21 protein-coding genes are annotated in these 20035 nt (G+C 64.3%); all 21 read left to right on the forward strand.

Going from position 1 to position 20035, the window contains the following annotated elements:
• The 21 genes from fliR to ccmE all read left to right on the forward strand — a co-directional run bounded on the left by fliR (window position 1) and on the right by ccmE (window position 20034).
• A complete protein-coding gene (gene fliR, locus ACLHZ1_RS05520) occupies window positions 1-798 on the forward strand; it encodes a flagellar biosynthetic protein FliR (RefSeq protein ID WP_408797394.1) in 798 nt (265 codons plus the stop codon).
• A gap of 56 nt (window positions 799-854) precedes the next feature.
• Window positions 855-1985, forward strand: a complete 1131-nt coding sequence (gene flhB / locus ACLHZ1_RS05525) for a flagellar biosynthesis protein FlhB (protein ID WP_427261281.1) — start codon at window positions 855-857, stop codon at window positions 1983-1985.
• 522 nt (window positions 1986-2507) lie between these two features.
• The gene (gene flhA, locus ACLHZ1_RS05530; protein ID WP_427261282.1) at window positions 2508-4610 is read left to right on the forward strand and encodes a flagellar biosynthesis protein FlhA; all 2103 of its coding nucleotides are present in this window, start codon (window positions 2508-2510) and stop codon (window positions 4608-4610) included.
• Window positions 4611-4626: 16 nt separating this feature from the next.
• Complete coding sequence (gene flhF / locus ACLHZ1_RS05535) at window positions 4627-6054, forward strand: flagellar biosynthesis protein FlhF (protein ID WP_408797391.1); 1428 nt, start codon at window positions 4627-4629, stop codon at window positions 6052-6054.
• On the forward strand, window positions 6047-6931 hold the full coding sequence (locus tag ACLHZ1_RS05540) for a MinD/ParA family protein (protein ID WP_041993984.1): 885 nt from the start codon (window positions 6047-6049) through the stop codon (window positions 6929-6931). The genes flhF and ACLHZ1_RS05540 overlap by 8 nt, the downstream gene beginning before the upstream one ends.
• On the forward strand, window positions 6924-7640 hold the full coding sequence (locus ACLHZ1_RS05545; RefSeq protein WP_408797386.1) for an RNA polymerase sigma factor FliA: 717 nt from the start codon (window positions 6924-6926) through the stop codon (window positions 7638-7640). The genes ACLHZ1_RS05540 and ACLHZ1_RS05545 overlap by 8 nt, the downstream gene beginning before the upstream one ends.
• 122 nt (window positions 7641-7762) lie before the next feature.
• Window positions 7763-8134, forward strand: coding sequence for a chemotaxis response regulator CheY (cheY, locus tag ACLHZ1_RS05550; RefSeq protein WP_425320766.1), 372 nt, complete (start codon window positions 7763-7765; stop codon window positions 8132-8134).
• Between the two features lie 10 nt (window positions 8135-8144).
• Window positions 8145-8885, forward strand: a complete 741-nt coding sequence (locus ACLHZ1_RS05555) for a protein phosphatase CheZ (RefSeq protein ID WP_427261283.1) — start codon at window positions 8145-8147, stop codon at window positions 8883-8885.
• A 155-nt stretch (window positions 8886-9040) separates the two neighbouring features.
• Entirely contained in the window at window positions 9041-11200 is a 2160-nt protein-coding gene (locus tag ACLHZ1_RS05560) for a chemotaxis protein CheA (protein WP_427261284.1), read from the forward strand.
• A gap of 32 nt (window positions 11201-11232) precedes the next feature.
• A complete protein-coding gene (locus ACLHZ1_RS05565) occupies window positions 11233-12357 on the forward strand; it encodes a protein-glutamate methylesterase/protein-glutamine glutaminase (RefSeq protein WP_427261285.1) in 1125 nt (374 codons plus the stop codon).
• Window positions 12358-13095, forward strand: coding sequence for a flagellar motor protein (locus tag ACLHZ1_RS05570; protein WP_427261286.1), 738 nt, complete (start codon window positions 12358-12360; stop codon window positions 13093-13095).
• 2 nt (window positions 13096-13097) lie between these two features.
• Window positions 13098-14015 carry an OmpA family protein gene (locus tag ACLHZ1_RS05575; protein WP_427261287.1) on the forward strand — a complete coding sequence of 306 codons (918 nt, stop codon included), beginning with the start codon at window positions 13098-13100 and terminating at the stop codon, window positions 14013-14015.
• Between the two features lie 4 nt (window positions 14016-14019).
• On the forward strand, window positions 14020-14814 hold the full coding sequence (locus tag ACLHZ1_RS05580; protein ID WP_427261288.1) for a ParA family protein: 795 nt from the start codon (window positions 14020-14022) through the stop codon (window positions 14812-14814).
• The gene (locus tag ACLHZ1_RS05585; RefSeq protein WP_427261289.1) at window positions 14811-15716 is read left to right on the forward strand and encodes a chemotaxis protein CheW; all 906 of its coding nucleotides are present in this window, start codon (window positions 14811-14813) and stop codon (window positions 15714-15716) included. Before ACLHZ1_RS05580 ends, ACLHZ1_RS05585 begins: the two co-directional genes overlap by 4 nt.
• Before the next feature lie 47 nt (window positions 15717-15763).
• A complete protein-coding gene (locus tag ACLHZ1_RS05590) occupies window positions 15764-16252 on the forward strand; it encodes a chemotaxis protein CheW (protein ID WP_041993956.1) in 489 nt (162 codons plus the stop codon).
• Between the two features lie 102 nt (window positions 16253-16354).
• On the forward strand, window positions 16355-16741 hold the full coding sequence (locus tag ACLHZ1_RS05595; protein WP_084205269.1) for a DUF2802 domain-containing protein: 387 nt from the start codon (window positions 16355-16357) through the stop codon (window positions 16739-16741).
• Between the two features lie 194 nt (window positions 16742-16935).
• The gene (gene ccmA, locus ACLHZ1_RS05600) at window positions 16936-17580 is read left to right on the forward strand and encodes a cytochrome c biogenesis heme-transporting ATPase CcmA (protein WP_427261290.1); all 645 of its coding nucleotides are present in this window, start codon (window positions 16936-16938) and stop codon (window positions 17578-17580) included.
• Window positions 17574-18242: a heme exporter protein CcmB gene (gene ccmB, locus ACLHZ1_RS05605; protein WP_408797371.1), complete on the forward strand. Its 669-nt coding sequence runs from the start codon at window positions 17574-17576 to the stop codon at window positions 18240-18242. Before ccmA ends, ccmB begins: the two co-directional genes overlap by 7 nt.
• A gap of 302 nt (window positions 18243-18544) precedes the next feature.
• Window positions 18545-19285: a heme ABC transporter permease gene (locus tag ACLHZ1_RS05610; RefSeq protein ID WP_041993945.1), complete on the forward strand. Its 741-nt coding sequence runs from the start codon at window positions 18545-18547 to the stop codon at window positions 19283-19285.
• Between the two features lies 1 nt (window position 19286).
• Window positions 19287-19493 (forward strand): heme exporter protein CcmD, encoded by a 207-nt coding sequence (gene ccmD, locus ACLHZ1_RS05615; RefSeq protein ID WP_408797367.1) that lies wholly within the window; start codon window positions 19287-19289, stop codon window positions 19491-19493.
• Between the two features lie 46 nt (window positions 19494-19539).
• Window positions 19540-20034 (forward strand): cytochrome c maturation protein CcmE, encoded by a 495-nt coding sequence (ccmE, locus tag ACLHZ1_RS05620; RefSeq protein WP_408797365.1) that lies wholly within the window; start codon window positions 19540-19542, stop codon window positions 20032-20034.
• Window position 20035 lies beyond the last annotated feature (1 nt).

The following is a 20035-nucleotide window of genomic DNA, read 5'->3' on the forward strand; positions in this document are numbered from 1 at the left end:
GTGACCTTCTCCAGCCAGCTCATCCTGGAGTGGCTCGCCTCCGTGCTCTGGCCCCTGGCGCGGATCAGCAGCCTGCTGATGGTGATGGCGGTGTTTGGCAGCAAGCTGGCCCCCATGCATGTGCGCATGGGGCTCTCGCTGGCCATCAGCTTCCTCATCGCCCCCCTGTTGCCCCCCATGCCCCAGGTGGCGCTCTTCTCCCTGGGCAGTTTCCTGATCCTCGGCCAGCAGATCCTGATCGGGGTGGCCCTCGGCCTGATGACCCAGTTTCTGATGGAGAGCTTCGTGATGGCGGGCCAGGTGATCTCCATGCAGACCAGCCTGGGGTTCGCCTCCCTGGTGGATCCCATGAACGGCCAGTCCGCCCCCGTGGTGGGCCAGTTCTACCTGATGCTGGCGACCCTGGTGTTCCTCGCCCTGGACGGTCACCTCATCATGCTGCGCATGGTGATCCTGAGCTTCGATACCCTGCCGGTGGGCAATGGCGGCCTCTCGGTCGCCTCCCTGCGCACCCTGGCGGGCTTTCTCGGCGTCATGTTCCAGGCGGCCCTGGTGATGTCTCTCTCCGCCATCGTCGCCCTGCTGCTCATCAACTTCGCCTTCGGGGTCATGACCCGGGCCGCCCCCCAGCTCAACATCTTCAGCATCGGCTTTGCGGTCAGCATGATCTCGGGGCTCTTCATCCTCTGGCTCACCATAGGCGGCTTCCTCGGCCACTTCGATGCCCTCTGGCAGCGGGTGCAGGAGACCGGCTGCCAGCTCATCGAGACCCAGTGTCTGGGGGGCGCCCATGGTTGAAGGAGGGACATTGACCCTGGCCCTGACGGCCCCCTGCTCACGGGAGGCAGGCCACCATGGCTGATACCGATCAGGAACGTACCGAACAGGCGACGGGCAAGCGATTACAACAGGCCCGGGAGAAGGGGCAGATCGCCCGCTCCAAGGAGCTGGGCACCGCCAGCGTGCTGCTGGCCGCCGTGTTCGGTCTGCTGATGGTCAAGGAGTCCCTGGCCACCGCCATGCTCAAGGTGATGACCATGGGCTTTACCCTGGAGCGGGAGCAGGCGTTCGACCCCAGCGCCATGTGGACCATGGTGCCAACCCTGATCGGCGAGGTGGTGTTCCCCCTGGGGCTGCTGTTCGCCCTGGTGGCCCTGGCGGCCTTCATCGGCAATACCCTGCTCGGGGGCCTCAACTTCTCCAGTCAGGCCATGATGCCCAAGTGGAGCAAGCTCAGCCCCCTCGCCGGTCTCAAGCGGATGTTCGGGGTGCAATCCCTGGTGGAGCTGGTCAAGTCCATCGCCAAGGTCCTGTTCATCACCCTGTTTGCCTGGTGGATGCTGTCGAGCCAGTTCGATCACCTGCTCAACCTCTCCCTGGAGGCCTTTCCCGGCGGCATCATCGATGCCCTCGAGCTGTTTTTGTGGATGCTGATCATCCTCTGCTGCGCCCTGCTGCCCATCGTCGCCATCGACGTCCCCTTCCAGAGCTGGAACCACGCCCGTCAGCTCAAGATGACCAAGCAGGAGGTCAAGGACGAGTACAAGGACTCCGAGGGCAAGCCCGAGGTGAAGGGGCGCATCCGGCGCCTGCAGATGGAGATGGCGGCGCGGCGCATGATGGGGGACGTGCCCAAGGCCGATGTCATCATCACCAACCCGACCCACTACTCGGTGGCGCTGCAATACGATCAGGGCAAGCCGGGGGCGGCGCCCAAGGTGCTGGCCAAGGGGGTGGACGAGGTCGCGCTCAAGATCCGCGAGATAGGCCGGGAGTACGAGATCCCCATACTGCCGTCCCCGGCGCTGACCCGCGCCATCTACCACAGCGCCGAGATTGGCCAGGAGATCCCCGAGGGGCTGTTTGCCGCCGTGGCTCAGGTGCTGGCCTATGTCTATCAGCTCAAGAAGTTCCGCCGTGGCCGGGGCCGTCGCCCGCAGCCTCTTGGCAAGGATCTGCCCATTCCTCCGGAATACCGCAAGTAACGCCGAGGCCGTCGCCTCTGTCCGCAGCCTCTTGGCAAGGATCTGCTCACATCTCCTCCGGAATACCGCAAGTAACGCCGAGGCCGTCGCCCGCAGCCTCTTGGCAGGGACCTGCTCACCTCTCCCCCGGAATATCGCAAGTGACGCCGGGGCCCGCCGCCCCTGGGCAAGGACCTGTTCACATCTCCTCCGGAATATCGGAAGTAACGCCGGAGGCCGCTGTCCGCAGCCTCTTGGCAAGGAGCTTGCTCACTTCTCCATCGGAATATCGCAAGTAACGCCGCTGCCCACAGCCTCTTGGCAGGGACTTGTTCACTTCTCCTCCGGAATATCGCAACTAACGCCGGGGCCGTCGCCCGCAGCCCTGGGGATCGCTTATTCCTCCGCAAGACAGCCAAGTACGCCGCATCTGACAAACTTCTGACACAGTCAAAATAAAAGCATTACAAATCAGTAAATTGCTTTATTGGCTCGATGTTTGCTTTAATCCCCCTCATCTGGGATCAAGAACTGAGAATCGTCATGACAGTGCGGGCATCATTGGGCCGATTGAAAGCGTACCGCGGGATAGTGGGCAAGGGGCTCGGCACGCCGCTGCTGGTGTTGGCCTCCCTCGGCATGGTGGTGCTGCCCATCCCGCCCCTGATGCTCGATACCCTGTTCTCCTTCAATATCGCCCTCTCCATCGTGGTGCTGCTGGTGGCCGTCTACACCCGCCGTCCCCTGGAATTTGCCGCCTTCCCGACCGTGCTGCTGATAGCGACCCTGCTGCGTCTTGCCCTCAACGTCGCCTCGACCCGGGTGGTGCTGCTGGAGGGCCACAACGGGGGCGACGCCGCCGGTCATGTGATCGAGGCGTTTGGCAACGTGGTGATCGGCGGCAACTATGCGGTGGGCATCATCGTCTTCCTCATCCTGGTCATCATCAACTTCGTGGTGGTCACCAAGGGTGCCGGGCGGATTTCTGAAGTCAGCGCCCGCTTCACCCTGGACGCCATGCCCGGCAAGCAGATGGCCATCGATGCGGACCTGAACGCCGGCCTCATCAATCAGGAGGAAGCGCGCAAGCGCCGCGCCGATGTGACCCAGGAGGCGGACTTCTACGGCTCCATGGACGGTGCTTCCAAGTTCGTCAAGGGGGATGCCATCGCCGGCATCATGATCCTCTTCATCAACATCATCGGCGGCTTCATCATCGGCATGATGCAGCACCAGCTCAGCTTCGGCGAGGCGGCAGAGGTCTATACCCTGCTCGCCATCGGTGACGGCCTGGTGGCCCAGATCCCCTCCCTGCTGCTCTCCATCGCCGCCGCCATCATAGTGACCCGCCAGAACACGGATCAGGACATGGGCACCGCCATGCTGGGCCAGCTGTTCGACAATCCCAAGGCCCTGGTCATCTCCGCCAGCATCCTGCTGATGATGGGGCTGGTGCCCGGCATGCCGCACCTGGCCTTCCTGAGCCTGGGGGCCGTGGCCGCGGCCGGTGCCTGGTGGCTGCTGCGCCGGGAGAAGCAGAACCAGGCCAAGGCGGCGAGCGGTGAACTCTTGCCGGCCAACGGGGATGCGCCCGTGGAGCAGAAGGACTTGAGCTGGGACGACGTCATGCCGGTGGACATCATTGGCCTCGAGGTCGGCTATCAGCTCATCCCCCTGGTGGACAAGAGCCAGGGCGGGGAGCTGCTCAACCGGATCAAGGGGGTGCGCAAGAAGCTCTCCCAGGAGCTGGGCTTCCTGGTGCCGGCGGTGCATATCCGCGACAACCTGGATCTGGCGCCGAACCAGTACCGCATCACCCTGATGGGGGTGAGCACGGGGGAGGCGAACGTCTACCACGACAAGGAGATGGCCATCAACCCGGGCCAGGTGTTCGGCCAGATCCAGGGCATCCCCACCCAGGACCCCGCCTTCGGGCTGGAGGCGGTCTGGGTCGGCAAGGATCAGGTCTCCCAGGCCCAGACCCTGGGCTATACGGTGGTGGACGCCGCCACCGTGGTCGCCACCCACCTGAGCCAGATCCTCTCCAACCAGGCGGCCCTGCTGCTCGGCCATGACGAGGTGCAGCAGCTGCTGGACATGATAGGAAAACATCAGGGCAAGCTGGTGGAAGGGCTGGTTCCCGAGGTGATCACCATGGGCAACCTGGTCAAGGTGTTGCAGAATCTCCTCAATGAGGGCGTGCCTATTCGCGACATGCGCACCATACTGCAGACCCTGGTGGAATACGGACCCCGTAGCCCGGATCCCGAGGTGTTGACCGCGGCCTGCCGCATCGCCCTGCGTCGCCTCATCGTGCAGGAGATAGCGGGCCCGGATCCCGAGCTGCCCGTCATCACCTTGGCGCCAGAGTTGGAACGTATATTGCATCAATCCTTGCAGGCGGGTGGGGGCGAAGGGGCCGGCATAGAGCCGGGCCTGGCGGAGCGGATGCAGCGCTCCCTGCTCGAGGCCACCCAGCGGCAAGAATTGGAAGGTCAACCGGCGGTGCTTCTGACATCGGGGATCCTGAGAAATACCCTGGCCAAGTTTGTCAAGAATGCCATTCCAGGATTGCGCGTCCTGTCCTATCAGGAAGTACCGGATGACAAGCAGATCCGTATTGTCAGCGCGGTAGGGCAGCACTAGTTAGCGGAGATGACGGGTGAAGATTAAGCGGTTTTTTGCCAAGGATATGCGCACGGCCCTGGCCGAGGTCAAAGAGACTCTCGGGCCGGACGCCGTCATCATGTCCAACAAAAAGGTCACCGGCGGGGTCGAGATCGTCGCCGCCATCGACTATCAATCCCAGGTCACGATCCCGAGGGATGTGCCGGTTCGCCGCCAGTTGAACGAAGAGAGCGTCAATATTTCGTCTGCGGCGCGTCAGGTGGCGCGACCGGCCCCTGGGCGCGGCGAGGCGCCCGCCGGCGGCCAGAGCCGCAATGAGCAGTATGCCGATACCCTGGCCGCCCTGCTGGCTCGCCAGCAGCAGTTGACCCCGAACCAGTCGAGCGGACTGGGGGCAGGGCGTCCGGCGCCCCAGGCGGCCGAGGCGCCCCGTACCCTGGCGGAGCAGGGCAACTGGGCCGCCCCGCAACCGGCCAAGCCCAGGGCCAGGCCCGCACCGGCGCGGGCGCCCCAGCCCCAGCGCGACCAGGAGATGGAAGGGATGCGCCAGGAGATGGCCTCCATCCGCAAGCTGTTGGAGCACCAGATCTCCGGCCTGATGTGGCAGGAGGTGGAACGCCGCGAGCCGATGCGGGCCCTGCTCATCAAGGAGCTCAAGAAGATAGGGTTCGATGATGCCTTCGCCGATCAGCTGGCGGGCCTCATCCCGGAAGAGATGTCCATTCATCAGGCCCTGGCCCAGCTGGCCGAGGTGCTGACCGCCCAGCTCAAGGTGAGCGAGGACGAGATCCTGCGCCAGGGGGGCGCGGTGGCGTTGCTCGGGCCGACCGGGGTGGGCAAGACCACCACCATCGCCAAGCTGGCGGCCCGTTTTGCCATGAAATATGGCGCCGAGCAGGTGGCGCTCATCACCACGGACAACTACCGGATCGGCGCCCACGAACAGCTGCAAACCTATGGGCGCATCATGGGCTGCCCGGTGCGCCAGGTGCGCGATGCCGAGGAGCTGGCCAGCGCCCTCTATCAATTCCGCCACCGCCGCCTGGTATTGATCGATACCGCCGGCATGGGGCAGCGGGATGTCAGGTTGACCGAACAGCTCGACACCCTGGTCAAGAGTGCCAAGGTGCAGATCCGCAGCTACCTGGTGATGTCGGCGACATCCCAGCGCCGGGTCATGCAGGAGGCCATGGATCACTTTCGCCGCATTCCCCTCTCCGGCTGCATCCTCACCAAGCTGGACGAGAGCATCAATCTGGGGGAAGTGATCAATGTGTGCATCCAGAATGCGTTGCCCATCAGCTACATCACAGATGGTCAGCGGGTTCCGGAAGATATTCAGATAGCCAACGCGGCCCAGCTCGTCGGCGCGGCCATGGGGTCGCTGGACCGGGAGAGCGAAGAGCCCTACTTCTGGGGCGCGGGGTTTGGTGAGGGCGAGGATTCAGATTCTTATGAGTAACATACCTATGGATCAGGCGAGTGGTCTGCGCAAAATGCGTTCAAATAACCGAGTGAAAGTGATCGCCGTCTCCGGTGGCAAGGGGGGCGTCGGCAAGACCAACGTCACCCTGAACGTGGCCGGTGCCATGGCGGCCCAGGGCAAGCGGGTGATGGTGCTGGATGCTGACCTGGGTCTGGCCAACGTCGACGTCATGCTGGGGCTGAGGGTGCACCGCAACCTCTCCCACGTGCTGGCGGGGGAGTGCACCCTGGACGACATCATCGTCGAGGGCCCCTACGGCATGATGATAGTGCCGGCCACCTCGGGCACCCAGTCCATGGTCGAGCTGTCGCCGGCCCAGCACGTGGGGCTGATCCGTGCCTTCAGCGAGATGAAGACCCAGGTCGACATCCTGCTGGTGGACACGGCCGCCGGCATCTCCGACATGGTGCTGAGCTTCACCCGCGCCGCGCAAGACATCATGGTGGTGGTGTGCGACGAGCCTACCTCCATCACGGATGCCTACGCCCTCATCAAGATCCTCTCCAAGGATCACGGCGTGTTCCGCTTCAAGGTGGTGGCGAACATGGTGCGCTCCCTGCGAGAAGGCCAGGAGCTCTATGCCAAGCTGACCCGGGTGACCGACCGTTTCCTCGATACCTCCCTGGAGCTGGTCGCCTGCATTCCCTATGACACCAACTTGCGTGCCGCGGTGCGCAAGCAGAAACTGATCGTCGAGGCCTTCCCCAAGTCGCCGGCCGCCCTGGCGTTCCGCGCCCTGGCCAACAAGGCGGCCAGCTGGCCCATCCCGCACCAGCCGGGCGGTCACCTGGAGTTCTTCCTGGAAAATCTGCTGCAAAAACCGGCCATCACAGAGGAAGGATCTCGTGAATAAAGCCCAAGCCTACCTGCGTCATCAGGATTCCTATGTGCTGGTGGAGCGCCACGCTCCGTTGGTGAAACGGATCGCCCAGCATCTGTTGGCTCGTCTGCCGAGCAGTGTCTTGCTGGATGACCTGATCCAGGCAGGTATGATTGGGCTGCTCGAGGCCTCTCGCAACTTTGACGGCAGCAAGGGCGCCAGTTTCGAGACCTATGCCGGCATCCGCATTCGCGGCGCCATGCTCGACGAGATCCGCCGTGGCGACTGGGTGCCCCGTTCGGTTCACCGCAACAGCCGCACCATAGCGGACGCCATCGAGAACGTGGAGCAGGCCCATGGCCGCGATGCCCGCGACACCGAGGTGGCCGCCTATATGGGGGTGGGCCTTGGCGAGTATCACGCCATGCTGCAGGATGTCTCCTGCGGCAAGATCATCGGCATCGAGGATCTGGGGGTGAGTGAAGACGTCATCGGCGGACCGGAGGCGGGCAACAACCTCGGCTTCGACGAGCTGGCGGCGGAGCGCTTCCAGGCGGCCCTGGCCGAGAACATAGGCCGTCTGCCGGAGCGGGAAGCCCTGGTGCTCTCCCTCTACTACGACGAAGAGTTGAACCTGCGCGAGATTGGTGAAGTATTGAACGTAAGTGAGTCTCGGGTGAGCCAGATCCACAGCCAGGCGATGCACAGATTGCGTGCTCGCCTGCGAGATTGGCACGCATAAGCGCGTCATGGCTACACTGGCCCCCGACTCTCAGGCATAATCCGCACCCTGCAACCTGCGCTAACGCATCATATGAGTGAGCCGCCCTGGCGGCTATCTAGGAGGAAAATTTGGACAAGAACATGAAAATCCTCATCGTCGATGACTTTTCGACAATGCGCCGGATTATCAAGAACTTGCTGCGCGATCTCGGCTTCAATAACACCCATGAGGCGGACGATGGCAACACGGCGCTGCCCATGCTGAAAAATGGCGACTATCAGTTCGTGGTCACCGACTGGAACATGCCCGGCATGCAGGGCATCGACCTGCTCAAGGCGATCCGCCTCGACGACAAGCTCAAGCACCTGCCGGTGCTGATGGTCACCGCCGAAGCCAAGCGCGAGCAGATCATCGAAGCGGCCCAGGCCGGCGTCAACGGTTACATCGTCAAGCCGTTCACCGCCGCCACCCTCAAAGAGAAACTCGACAAGATCTTCGAGCGGATCGGCTAAGGGGTCCGCCATGACGGCCAAAACGAGTGCCATTATCTCCCTCGAGCAGGCGAGAAGGCTGGTCGCCCACCTGGAACAGGGCGAGTTCGAGTCGGCCGACGACCTGCTCGCCGACATCTGCGCCCCCAATGCGGCCGCCCTGTTCGACAAGGTCGGCCAGCTGACCCGCCAGTTGCACGACTCCCTGCGCGACTTCCAGCTCGACCCCAGGCTGCCCTCCCTCGCCAATGAGGAGATACCCGATGCCCGCGAGCGGCTCAGCTATGTCATCGACATGACGGACAAGGCGGCCAATCGCACCATGGATGCCGTCGAGGCCAGCCTGCCCATCGCCGATCGCCTCAATGACAATATCCAGTTGGTACTGCCGAACTGGCAGGCCCTGATGTCGCGGGAACTCGGCCTGGGACAGTTCAAGGCACTCTGCCATCAACTGGATGATTTTATTAAGGCTTCCGAATCCGATGCCGATAAATTACGACAACTGCTGACCGATATCCTGATGGCTCAGGATTTCCAGGACTTGACCGGCCAAATGATCCGCCGGGTGATCACCCTGGTGCAGGAGGTCGAGACCAAGCTTATCGAGATGCTGACCATGTTCGGGGACGCCTCGGCCGAACCGAGTGCCCCCAAGGCGCCCATCAACGGCATTGAGGCGGAAGGCCCCATCATGAATCCGCATACCCGCAGCGACGTGGTCAACGGTCAGGATGATGTGGACGATCTGCTGTCCAGCCTCGGATTTTAACGGTCTGCCGCCCGGGCTCGCGCTCGATGAGATACAGGGCTCTGTTGTGCCGTCTGCCGCGTCCCGATGGGAGACGAGGCCGGCAGCCTCCGCCCAGAGCCCCCTGTGACAGGGACGGATCAGTTGTTCAACCCCGGATTCTAATGGAGTGACGAATGGCCTTCGAAGTTGATGAAGACATACTGCAAGACTTTCTGGTCGAAGCATCCGAAATTTTGGAACAGTTGTCTGAACAACTGGTCGAACTCGAGAAGCGCCCCGACGACAAGAACCTGCTCAACGCCATCTTTCGCGGTTTTCACACCGTCAAGGGGGGCGCCGGTTTCCTGTCGCTGACCGAGCTGGTGGACGTCTGCCATGGGGCCGAGAACCTGTTCGACATGTTGCGCAACGGCAAGCGAACCCTCAGCGCCGAGCTGATGGACGTGATCCTGCAGGCCCTCGATGCCATCAATGTGATGTTCGCCCAGGTCCAGAACCGTGAGCCGATCAGCGCCGCCGCTCCCGAGCTGCTGCACGACCTCCATGAGCTGTGCAAGCCCCAGGGGGAGGAGCAGCTGCTGAGCGTCTCCAGCGTCAGTGCGGCCCCTGTGGTCGCCCCCGAACCCGAACCCGAGATCGCCCCTGCGCCCCTGGCCGGCGGTGGCGGCACCATAGACGAGATCTCCGACGACGAGTTCGAGCGCCTGCTCGACGAGCTGCACGGAGCCGGCGGCGCGCCGACCCAGGCCGCCCCTTCTCCCGCCCCGGCCCCCGCGGCCAGCGGCGACATCACCGACGACGAATTCGAAGCCCTGCTCGATCAACTCCATGGTCAGGGCCAGCATCTGGGGGCTCCGACCCCCAATCCGCTGCAGTCGGTGCAAAGCGAGGTGGATGCCCTCATCGATGATGACGAGTTCGAGCGCCTGCTCGACGAGCTCCATGGCCGTGGCCAGGGCCCCGCCGTCACCATGAAGTCGGCGACCCCGGCCGCCCCGACTCGGGCCGAGCCGGTGGCCGCCCAGCCATCGTCTCCCGCCGCGCCGGCCCCGGTGGCCGCCAAGGCGGCCGTCCAGCCATCGTCCCCCGCCGCCGCTCAGGCCCCCCTGGCCGGCAAGGCCGCGCCCAAGCCTGCGGCCCCCGAGAACGCCGCCGCCGTCCAGAGCGACAGCACGGTGCGGGTCGACACCAAGACCCTGGACGTCATCATGAACATGGTGGGGGAGCTGGTGCTGGTGCGTAACCGCCTGGTGAGCCTCGGCATCGCCAGCAACGACGAAGAGATGTCCAAGGCGGTCGCCAACCTGGATGTGGTGACGGCGGATCTGCAGGGGGCGGTCATGAAGACCCGCATGCAGCCCATCAAGAAGGTGTTTGGCCGCTTCCCCCGGGTGGTGCGCGACCTCGCCCGCAGCCTGAAGAAAGAGATCGAACTGGTCATGGTGGGGGAGGAGACCGACCTTGACAAGAACCTGGTGGAGGCCCTGGCCGATCCCCTGGTTCACCTGGTGCGCAACTCCTGCGACCACGGCGTCGAGATGCCGGACGTGCGGGAGAAGGCGGGCAAGCCCCGTCAGGGCACCATCACCCTGAGCGCCTCCCAGCAGGGGGATCACATCCTGCTCTGCATCGAGGATGACGGCGCCGGCATGGATCCGGAGAAGCTCAAGTCCATCGCCATCAGCCGTGGCGTGCTCGATGCCGACAGCGCCGCGCGCATGAGCGACACCGATGCCTACAACCTGATCTTCGCCCCCGGTTTCTCCACCAAGGCCGAGATCTCCGACATCTCGGGCCGCGGCGTCGGCATGGACGTGGTCAAGACCAGCATCGTCAGCCTCAACGGCTCGGTGCACATCGACTCCACCTTCGGCAAGGGCACCCGCCTCGAGATCAAGGTACCCCTGACCCTGGCCATCCTGCCGACCCTGATGGTCGAAGTGGGGGAGCAGACCTTCGCGCTGCCGCTCGGCTGCGTCAACGAGATCTTCCACCTGGATCTGAAGAAGGCCAATGTGGTGGACGGCCAGCTCACCATCATAGTGCGCGACAAGGCGATCCCCCTGTTCTACCTGCACAAGTGGCTGATGCGCGGCGCCAGACGCCAGGGCAACCAGGAGTCGGGCCACGTGGTCATCGTCCAGATCGGGACCCAGCAGGTCGGCTTCGTGGTCGACAATCTCATCGGGCAGGAAGAGGTGGTGATCAAGCCGCTGGACAACCTGCTCCAGGGCACGCCGGGCATGGCGGGCGCCACCATCACCAGTGATGGCGGCATCGCGCTCATCCTCGATGTGCCCAGCCTGCTCAAGGCCTATGCGCGCAGACAATAATCCTTCGGGTCCAAGGAGTTAGAAAAATAACAATGGCAGTCAAGGTATTAGTCGTCGACGATTCGAGCTTCTTCCGCCGCCGGGTCAGCGAGATCATCAATCAGGATCCCCAGCTGACCGTCATCGACACGGCCCAGAACGGCCGTGAGGCGGTGGACAAGGCCATCGCCCTGCGCCCCGATGTCATCACCATGGACATAGAGATGCCCGTGCTCGATGGCATCAGTGCGGTGCGGGAGATCATGGCCAAGTGCCCCACCCCCATATTGATGTTCTCCTCTCTGACCCATGAGGGGGCCCGCTCCACCCTGGATGCCCTGGACGCCGGGGCCCTGGATTTTTTGCCCAAGAAGTTCGAAGACATCGCCCGTGACAAGGACGAGGCGGTCCGCCTGCTGCAGCAGCGGGTCAAGGAGATAGCCCGCAAACGCTTCCTGATGTCCGCCCGCCCGCAACCGGTGGCGAGCGCCCCCATCGCCAAGGCGGCGCCCGCCACCGCCCTGCGCGAGCGCTCCCCGCTGGCCGAACGCCCCCCGTTGGCGGAGCGGCCTCAGCCTGCCGCCAGCTTCAAGCGCAGCGGCAAGAGCTATCAGCTGGTGGCCATCGGCACCTCCACCGGCGGCCCGGTCGCCTTGCAGAACGTGCTGACCAAGCTGCCCCTGGATTTCCCCCATCCGATCCTGCTGATCCAGCACATGCCGGCCACCTTCACCGCCGCCTTCGCCGCGCGCTTGAACGGCTTGTGCCAGATCGGGGTCAAGGAGGCGCAGGATGGCGACGTGCTCAAGCCCGGTCACGCCTATCTGGCGCCGGGGGGCAAGCAGATGCTGCTGGAGGGACGCGGCGCCGGCGCCCGTCTTCGCATCATCGACGGCAACGACAAGGTCAACTACAAGCCCTGTGTCGACATCACCTTCGCCTCCGCCGCCAAGACCTATGGCGACAAGGTGCTGGCCATCGTCCTGACCGGCATGGGGGCCGATGGCCGTGACGGGGCTCGCCTGCTCAAGGAGCAGGGGGCCACCATCTGGGCCCAGGACGAGGCTTCCTGCGTGGTCTACGGCATGCCCCAGGCGGTCGCCAAGGCGGGCATCGCCTCCGAATCCCTGCCCCTGGACAGGGTCGCCCAGCGCATCCTGGTCGAGTTGGGCCGCTAGATGGGATGGCTCGGTCTGTTGCTGGCCCTGGTGGCCATCGCCCTCGCCCAGTGGTGGCATGGGGGCAGCTTGCAGACCCTGCTCGACGGTCCCGCCTTCCTCATCGTGGTGGGAGGCACCCTGGGTGCCGTGATACTGCAGACCCCGCGCCAGTACCTGTTGCAAGCCTGCGCCCAGCTTGGCTGGGTGTTCAATCCCCCGGCCTGGGATCTGGCCCGCCAGGGGGAGCGGCTGCAACGCTGGGCTCAGCTGGCTCGCCAGCAGGGGCTGCTGGCTCTGGAGGCGTCGGCGGACGAGGAGACGGATCCCTTCACCCGCCAGGGGCTGGCCATGCTGGTGGACGGGGTGGCGGTGGAGCAGATGCGCCAGCTGCTCGAGTCCGACATCGACCTCAGCCAGGAGCGCAACGAACACGCGGCCCGGGTGTTCGAGGCCATGGGGGGCTATAGCCCGACCATCGGCATCATAGGGGCGGTGCTGGGTCTCATCCAGGCCATGTTTCACCTGGAGGATCCGGCGGCGCTCGGCGCCGGCATCGCCGTGGCCTTCGTGGCGACCATCTACGGGGTGGGCTTTGCCAACCTGATCTACCTGCCCCTGGGCAACAGGCTGCGCGCCTTCCATTACCACTATGGCCTCTATCAGGAGATGACCCTGGAGGGGCTGCTGGCCATCGCCCATGGCGACAACAGCCTGCAGCTGGAGCGGCGGCTCAAGAGTTACCTCAAGGGGGAGTGAGCATGCGCAAGCGCTATCGTCTTCACCTGAGGGGCCACGAGCAGCTGGACCGCTGGCTGGTCTCCTATGCCGATTACATGACCCTGATCTTCGCCCTGTTCGTGGTGCTCTATTCGGTGGCCATGGTCGACAAGGACAAGTACCGGGCGGTGATCGAGGGGATGACCCAGGCCTTCGAGGGGCGCCCCCTGCAAGGGGAGGGGCTGCTGGAGCGGGAAGGCCCCGCCATCCTGCCCCCGGCCGGCGCCTCGGGCAAGCCCCTGCTTGCCGAGACGGCCCAGGCCCAGGCGAGCGCCCTGGCCCCCATCTCCGGGGTCCCCATCGCCCAGGAGGGAGAGCCCCTGGCCGAGCTGGACGATCGGTTGCGCAAGGCGCTGGCTCCCTTGCAGGATGCCGGTCTCATCGACATCAAGCGGGACGAGGAGTGGCTCAATATCGCCCTGGATTCGGCGCTGCTGTTCTCGAGCGGCAGCGCCTTCATGGGGCCCAATGCCTCGCCCCTGCTCAATAGCCTCTCAAGTATTCTCAAACCGGTCGATAACTATGTGAGGGTGAGGGGCTATACCGATAACCAGCAGATCCATAATGAGATTTTCAGCTCCAACTGGGCGCTGTCCGCGGCCAGGGCAGAGGCGGTGCTCGGCGCCCTCATTGCCGAGGGCGTGCGGCCGGAGCGGCTGGCCTTCGAGGCGTATGGCGAGTTTTCCCCTTTCGCCAGCAATGAAACCGAGGCCGGCAGGGCCAAGAATCGCCAGGTGGTGGTGGCCATCTCCCGCCTGCGCTGGGTGGCCCCGGTCGCCCCGACCCCCGAGCCCGTCATGGCCAGGCGCGAAGCGGCGGCGCCTCGGCCGGACGCACAGGACATCAACGTCATTGCCTTACCGGGCGGCGGCATACGAATTACCACGAGACAGGATTAACACTGTGATTGTCTGGGCGGTTGCCAATCAAAAGGGTGGGGTAGGTAAAACCACCACAGTCGTCTCACTGGCCGGGATCCTCGCCCAGAAGGGGCACAGGGTGTTGCTGATCGACACGGATCCCCATGCCTCCCTCACCTCCTATTTCGACTATGACTCGGATCGGCTCGAGGGGACCCTCTACGAGCTGTTCCAGGTGGTCAAGCCCAGTGCCGAACTGGTCAACAAGGTGACCCTCAAGACCCGGTTCGACAACATCAGCCTGCTGCCGGCCTCCATCACCCTGGCCACCCTGGACAGGGTGATGGGCAATCGGGAGGGGATGGGGCTGGTGCTCAAACGGGCGCTGCTGCGCATCCAGGACAGCTATGATTATGTGCTGATCGATTGTCCCCCCGTATTGGGGGTCATGATGGTCAATGCCCTGGCCGCCTGCGATCGCATCCTGGTGCCGGTGCAGACCGAATTCCTGGCCCTGAAGGGGTTGGAGCGGATGATGAAGACCTTCGAGATCATGCAGCGTTCCAAGCGCGACAAGTTCCGCTTCACCGTGATCCCGACCATGTTTGACAAGCGGACCCGGGCCTCCCTGATGACGTTGCAGTCCATCAAGGAGCAGTATGGCGAGGCGGTGTGGAATGCCGTCATCCCCATCGACACCAAGTTTCGGGATGCCAGCCTGCAGCACATGCCGCCCTCGATCTTTGCCCCCGGCAGCCGGGGTTGTTATGCCTATCAGACGTTATTGACCCACCTGGACGCCCTGGAGCGTAAACGGGTGCAGGAGGTGGTGGTATGAGTGAAATCACCCAGACCCGGGCGATGGATGATTATTTCCATTCGCTGTTGATCGATGATTTGTTGCAAGAGGAGCTGCTGCAAGAGGAGGCGCCGACCCTGGCCCCGGCCCGTCAGCCCCTGGCGCTGCGCCAGCGCGCCGCCGCCCCCTATGCCGAGGTGGAGCCCGAGCGCAGGGCCCAGCTGAGCGAGCTGCTGGCCCAGGTGAGCAAGGTGCGGGTCGACATGGATGCCCTGGGCCAGGAGGCGCAGAGCGATGCCTTCGCCCTGGCGAGCGAGGCTAGCCCTGTGCCGAGTGCGCTGGCGGCCCAGCCCGAGCTCAAGGTGGAGATCGAGACCGCGGTCGAGACAGTGCTCCCCCAGGGGCTGATGGAGGCGGCGCCGCTTGCCCCGCCCGAGGTGCAGACCGCCAGCCTCGAGGCCGCCGTGGTCGCCCCGGCGCCGGAGGACTGGCAGAACATCGAGGTGGGCAACGAGTTTCAGGCCCTCTTCTTCGAGGTGGCCGGGGTCACCTTCGCCGTGCCCCTGATGGAGCTTGGCGGCATTCATCAACTGGGGGAGGTCAGCGCCCTGTTTGGTCAGCCCAAGTGGTATCGTGGCATCATGACCCAGCGCGAGCAGCAGATGAGCGTGGTGGATACCGCCCTCTGGGTGATGCCGGACCAGGATCTCGAGGTGACCGATTATCAATATCTGATCATGCTGGGTGAGTCCAACTGGGGACTGGCCTGCCACCACCTGAAAGGGACCGAGCTGTTGCACCGGGATCAGGTCAAGTGGCGCCATCAGGAGGGCAAGCGCCCCTGGCTCGCCGGCATGGTCAAGGAGAAGATGTGTGCCCTGCTTCACGTCAGGGAGTTGCTGGTACTGCTGGCGCGGGGCGTCAATATCACGGGGCGCTGATCGCCACCCTTCGCCGGAACGAGACGTTTTCATACAAGGAACAAGACATGACAGAAAAGCGCAATATTGCCCAGAATCTGGCGGAAGACGAAGTGTTGCAGTGGGTCACCTTCCAGCTCGAGAACGAGACATATGGCATCAACGTGATGCAGGTGCAGGAGGTGTTGCGCTACACCGAGATCGCCCCTGTGCCCGGTGCGCCCGACTATGTGCTCGGCATCATCAACCTACGCGGCAACGTGGTGACCGTCATCGACACCCGCTCCCGTTTCGGTCTGCCCGGCGGTGAGGTGAGTGAAAACTCCCGCATCGTCATCATAGAGGCGGAGAAGCAGGTGATCGGCATCATGGTCGACAGCGTGGCCGAGGTGGTTTACCTTCGTTCCTCCGAGATAGACGCGGCGCCCGCCGTGGGCACCGAGGAGAGCGCCAAGTTCATTCAGGGGGTCAGCAATCGCGATGGCCAACTGCTGATCCTGGTGGATCTCAACAAGCTGCTGTCAGACGAAGAGTGGGACGATATCGGCTCCCTCTAAGGCTGCGGCCAATGGATGAGGTCGGTTGATCCCCTTTGCCGGGGCGATGCCGGCCCGTGCGCCGGGCTGAGCCTGGCGCGAGCAGATGAGGATGACGCATTGATAGTTGAAGCGATTGCCTTGGGGTTGTCCCTGCTGGCGCTGGGGGTGGCACTGGCCGGATGGCGCCAGGCGCGCCGGGCCGGGCAGGAGTCCGAGGCGAAGGCGGCGGCCCTGCAGGGGCAGCTCGAGAGTCTGCGCAAGCAGATGATGGAGCTGCACAGCGGGGCCATCGGCATGGGCCAGCGGCTGCAAGGGGTCGAGACCCTGGCGCAGCAGCTGGGGGATCGCCAGCAGGAGCTGACCCTGCAGGATCCGGATCGCCGGCTCTACAGCCGCGCCGCCAAGATGGTGGAGCTGGGGGCGGATCTGGACGAGGTGATGAACGAGTGCGAGCTGCCGAAGGCGGAAGCCGAGTTGTTGATCTCATTGCGAAAGGGTCGACCCTGATCCCCGGGAAGGCTGCGGCCTTCCCGTTGTCTTTTCTCCCGCCGTGATCTCCTGTCCCTGCGCTCGCCGGCAAGGGAATCGCCCGCAGCGGGATCTCCCCCACAAAACCGACGCCGGCTGCCCATCTTTGAAAAGACCCATTCCAATACTGTGTTAAGATGCAGGCCGCTCCTTTTTCATCTGAACCCGTCCCCATGCTGCTTGACGTTCACAATCTGGGCTGCGTGCGTGAAGATCGCACCCTGTTTGAGCACCTCTCCTTCTCCGTCTCCCCCGGCGATCTGCTGCAAATCGAGGGCCCGAACGGGGTGGGCAAGACCAGCCTGCTGCGCCTGCTCATCGGCCTGTCCCAGCCGTTTGCCGGCGAGGTGCGCTGGAATGGCGAGAACATCCGCCACTGCCGCGACGAATATCACGGCCAGCTGCTCTACCTGGGCCATCAGCCCGGGGTCAAGGGAGGGCTCACCCCCCTCGAGAACCTCGGCTTCTACCAGCGGCTGCATCAGGCCGATGCCGAGGGCGCGGATCTGTGGCAGATCCTGGCCCGGGTGGGTCTGGCCGGCTTCGAGGATTACCCCAGCGCCCAGCTCTCGGCGGGGCAGCAGCGACGGGTGGCCCTGGCCCGGCTCTGGCTGAGCGAGCGCCCGGCGCTCTGGGTGCTTGACGAGCCCTTCACCGCCATCGACAAGCAGGGGGTCAAGGTGCTGGAGCGGCTGATGCTGGACCATGCCGAGCGCGGCGGCATGGTGGTGCTCACCACCCACCAGGAGATGAGCCTGATGCAGGGGCGGATCAAGACCCTCTCCCTCGCGTCTCGCCCCATGGAGGCCGCATGCTGAACGCCGTGCTGACCCTGATCCGGCGCGAGCTGCTGATGGCGTTTCGCCAGCGGGCCGACATCCTCAATCCGCTCTGGTTCTTCCTCATCGTCATCACCCTCTTCCCCCTGGGAATAGGCCCAGAGCCCCAGCTGCTGGCGCGCATTGCCCCCGGCATCATCTGGGTGGCGGCCCTGCTGGCGGCCATGCTCTCCCTGGAGCGGCTGTTTCGGGATGATTTTGCCGACGGTGCCCTGGAGCAGATGATGCTGATGCCCCATCCCCTGGGCCTGCTGGCCCTGGCCAAGGTGACGGCCCACTGGCTGCTGACCGGGCTGCCCTTGCTGCTCATCTCGCCCCTCATCGCCGTGCTGCTCTCCCTGGACATGCATACCTGGCTCGCCATGGCGGCGACCCTGGCCCTGGGCACCCCCATCCTCAGCCTGCTGGGGTCCATCGGGGTGGCCTTGACGGTGGCGCTGCGCAAGGGGGGCGTGCTGCTCAGCCTGCTCATTCTGCCGCTCTATATCCCTGTGCTCATCTTTGCCACCTCGGCCATCGAGGCGGCGAGCATGGGGTTGCCCTACAGCGGCCAGCTCGCCATCCTGGGGGCCATGCTGGCGGGGGCCCTGACCATGACCCCGTTCGCGGTCTCGGCGGCGCTGCGGGTGAGTGTGAACTGACGGGGGTGAGGAGATATGGATCCCCTTCGTCGACCCCGTTCGCCATCTCGGCGGCGCAGTGAGTGTGAACTGACGGGCATGAGGAAATATTGATCCTCTTCGCCGACCCCGTTCACCCTGGGTTGGCATTGGTCGGGGATAATGCGCGCGCCGGCCGGGCCCGACGCCGCCCTTTGCGGGCCAATAGGTTGCGATGGATCAAGGAGAGTGCCGCTTATTTCTTTCGGGGTATTTGCACGCCGGGAGCAGTGAGTAAGGTAGGCGGCGCCGACGATATCAATAACAGAAAGGTTTTGTGAGCTATGTGGAAATGGTTGCACCCCTACGCCAAGCCGGAGCAGGCCTATCGCCTGGCCGGTCGGCTACTGCCCTGGTTTGCCGTGATCAGCCTGCTCGCCTTCATCATAGGCACCGTCTGGGGGCTGGCCTTCGCCCCCGCCGACTATCAGCAGGGTGACTCCTTCCGGATCATCTATCTCCATGTGCCCGCCGCCATTCTCTCCATGGGGGCCTACTCCACCATGGCCATCGCCGCCTTCATCGGCATGGTGTGGCAACTGCGCATGGCGGACATGACGGTAGCCGCCATCGCCCCGGTCGGCGCCGTGTTCACCTTCATCGCCCTGCTCACCGGCGCCGCCTGGGGCAAGCCCATGTGGGGCGCCTGGTGGGTATGGGATGCCAGGCTCACCTCGGAACTCATACTGCTGTTTCTCTACCTGGGGGTCATCGCCCTCTACAACGCCTTCAGCGACAAGGTGGTGGCGGGCCGCGCCGCCGGTATCCTGGCCCTGGTCGGCGTCATCAATCTGCCCATCATCCACTACTCGGTGGAGTGGTGGAACACCCTGCATCAGGGCGCCAGCATCACCAAGCTGGCCAAGCCTTCCATCGCCCCCAGCATGCTCTGGCCCCTGCTGGTGATGATAGTGGCGTTCGCCACCTTCCTCGGCGCCCTGACCCTGATGCGTTTTCGCAACGAGTTGATCATGCGCGAGTGGCACAGACCCTGGGTCAAGGCCCTGGCCGAGCGGGAGCAATGACATGCACTTCTCTTCTTTGAGCGACTTTCTGGCCATGGGCGGTTACGGCTTCTATGTCTGGCTCTCCTTCGGCCTCTCCTGGCTCAGCCTCATCGGCATCATAGTGAGCACGCGCCTCAAGCGACGCAGCCTGCTGGAGGCGCTGCGCAACAAGCAGGCTCGCGAGTCCCGCCGCCAGGCGGCCCGGCAGATGGAGAATACCCTGTGAGCCTCCCGGCCCCTTTCCCCGCCTCATCTTCGACGGAGATCCTGTTATGAACCCGCGCCGCAAGAAGCGTCTGACCATCATACTGGCCATCAGCACCGGCATTGCCGCCGCCATCGGCCTGATGCTCTATGCCCTGAGCCAGAACATAGACCTCTTCTACACCCCGGGGGAGCTGGTGCAGGGCAAGGGGCCGGACAAGGTCAAACCCGAGGAGGGGCAGCGACTGCGCATCGGCGGCATGGTGGTGCCGGGCTCGGTCAAGCGGGACGCCCAGAGCCTGCGGGTCGCCTTCGATCTCATCGACGCCAGCGGCGAGCGGGTCACCGTCACCTATGACGGCATACTGCCGGATCTGTTTCGCGAGGGGCAGGGCATAGTGGCCCAGGGCACCCTGGAGGACGCCAGAACGGTGGCGGCGTTCGAGGTGCTGGCCAAGCACGACGAGAACTATATGCCGCCGGAGGTGGCCGATGCCCTCAAGGGGATGCAGCACTACAAGCCGGAATACACAGAGGCGCAGCTGCAGGGGAGCAAGTCATGAT

Source organism: Aeromonas sobria (assembly GCF_050266975.1).
GTDB lineage: Bacteria > Pseudomonadota > Gammaproteobacteria > Enterobacterales > Aeromonadaceae > Aeromonas > Aeromonas sobria_B.